At 64.6% G+C, this 1,932-nt stretch carries 2 protein-coding genes; one reads left to right on the forward strand and one right to left on the reverse strand.

Annotated features, from left to right (window positions below; all coding sequences use genetic code 11):
* Positions 1–288 precede the first annotated feature (288 nt).
* Positions 289–1,146, reverse strand: a complete 858-nt coding sequence (locus ACYVDE_RS21390; RefSeq protein ID WP_460503564.1) for a polysaccharide deacetylase family protein — start codon at positions 1,144–1,146, stop codon at positions 289–291.
* 69 nt (positions 1,147–1,215) lie between these two features.
* On the opposite strand from ACYVDE_RS21390, the gene ACYVDE_RS21395 reads away from it, so the two are divergent.
* Positions 1,216–1,932: sugar-binding domain-containing protein (locus tag ACYVDE_RS21395; protein ID WP_460503565.1), on the forward strand; the 717-nt coding region annotated here is incomplete at its 3' end.

Here is a 1,932-nt window from a genome sequence, read left to right on the forward strand (position 1 = left end):
TGGCCTGGCAACGCTCGCGCTGGGCGGGTTTCGGGCTGGCCGCCGTGGGGCTGCTGGCCGCGGGGCTGGAAGTGCTGGGCTTCGACGGCAGCAGCTTGGCTTTCAGTGCCTTCCTCATCGGCACGCTGATTTACACCTGGGTTTTCGCCCTGCGGTAAAAGACCGTCATGCGGAGTGCAGCCGAAGCATCTCTACCGCAATACTAGACCTGATTACTTGCGCAGTAGAAATGCTTCGACTGCGCGGACACCAGATGAGCATGACCAGTATTTTTTCAGCGAAAGCCCCCTATTTCCCCCGTTTCCAGCGGTAGTAGCGGCGGTACCAGGGCGAGGTTTTCTTGAACAGGCTGCTGGCCGACTCGTTGGGGAACATGTTCACCCGGAACACCTGCATGCGGTCGTCCTCGATGGTGAGGCCGCCCGTGTCGGTGGCCACGCCCAGGGCAAAGCCGGCGGCGCGCACGACTGTTTTCACGTCCTCATTCAGGTCGCCGTAGGGGTAGGCGAAACTCACGATTTCGGTTTGCAGCGCGGTTTCCAAAGCCGCTTTGCTTTGCGCGATTTCGGCGGCGGCCTCGGGCAGGGGCAGCTGCGGCAGGTGCGGGTGGCGCATGGTGTGGGCCCCGATTTCCCAGCCGGCGGCTACGAAAGCGCGCTTCTGCTCTGGGCTCATGATGTCGCTGCGCGGCTCGGTGGGGTCGAGGTCCACGTCCCAGCGGTTGTAGCGCAGGTCGAAATCGCCGAGCAGGTAGATGACGCCGCGGTAGCCGTACTGCTGCATGAGCGGCAGCAGGTTGGTATAGTTGTCGGTGTAGCCATCATCGAAAGTGAGGATGACGGGGCGGGCCGGAAACTCGCTGAGCGGCCGCTCGCCGCGGGCAAACGCCAGGTAATCGGCGAAAGTGATGGCCGTGAGCCCACGCTTGCGGAAGTACGCCAGGTGCTTTTCAAAATTCTCCCTCGTGACGTAAATCTGGTGCTTAGTGGCCGGGGGCGCGTCCGGAATTTTGTGGTACATCAGCACCGGAACGTAGCCAATGCCCGCCTTTTGCATGCGCGCCGCTTGGTAGGTTTCGAGCACGCGGGCAGCCACCGTGGTCAGGTCGTAATGGGCGCGCACCTGCTGCCGCAAGGCGTCCGACACCGGCTGCGGCGCCCGCAGAAACGCCCGCGTTTCAGCCAATAAGGCCGCAAAATCAACTTCCGCACTGGCTTGCCGGGCCGAGATGTCGCCGAAGTTGGAAGCGGCGGCCGGGGCAACATTCGCTTCCGTCACCACGCCCTCGTAGCTGGCTTCGCCCAACGCCAGCACCCGCCGGCCCGCGCCCAGCGCCAGCGGGTACTGTTTACCGATAACTGGAAATTCCACCTCGGCGATGCGGCCGGCGCAGAGCAGCCGGCGGCCGACGACCGCACCTGGCGCGCCCTCACGCTGCCGCACGACTGGAGCATCGAGCAGCCCTTTGATGCGCAGTGGGCCAGCGCCACGGCCTTTTTGCCGGGCGGCATTGGCTGGTACCGCAAAACGTTTGGGCTGCCGGCCGGCTTCGCGGGCAAGCGGGTGGCGGTGTATTTCGATGGCGTGTACAAGAACAGCGAGGTGTGGCTGAACGGGCATTTTCTGGGCAAACGGCCCAGCGGGTTCGCGGCGTTTCAGTACGACCTCACGCCCTACTTGCGCGCCGACGGCCGCAACGTGCTGGCCGTGAAAGTCGACCATAGCGAAGTGGCCGACTCGCGCTGGTACACCGGCTCGGGCATCTACCGCAACGTGTATTTGCTGGCCACTGCGCCGGTGCATATTGCGCAGTGGGGCGTGGGCTTCACCACGCCGCAGGTGTCGGCCAGCGCGGCTACGGGGCAGGTGTCGGTGGCGCTGGCGAATGAGTCGGCCACTTCGGCGGCCGTGGCCGTTACCAGCACGCTGCTC

The sequence above is a fragment of the Hymenobacter agri genome (assembly GCF_054778495.1).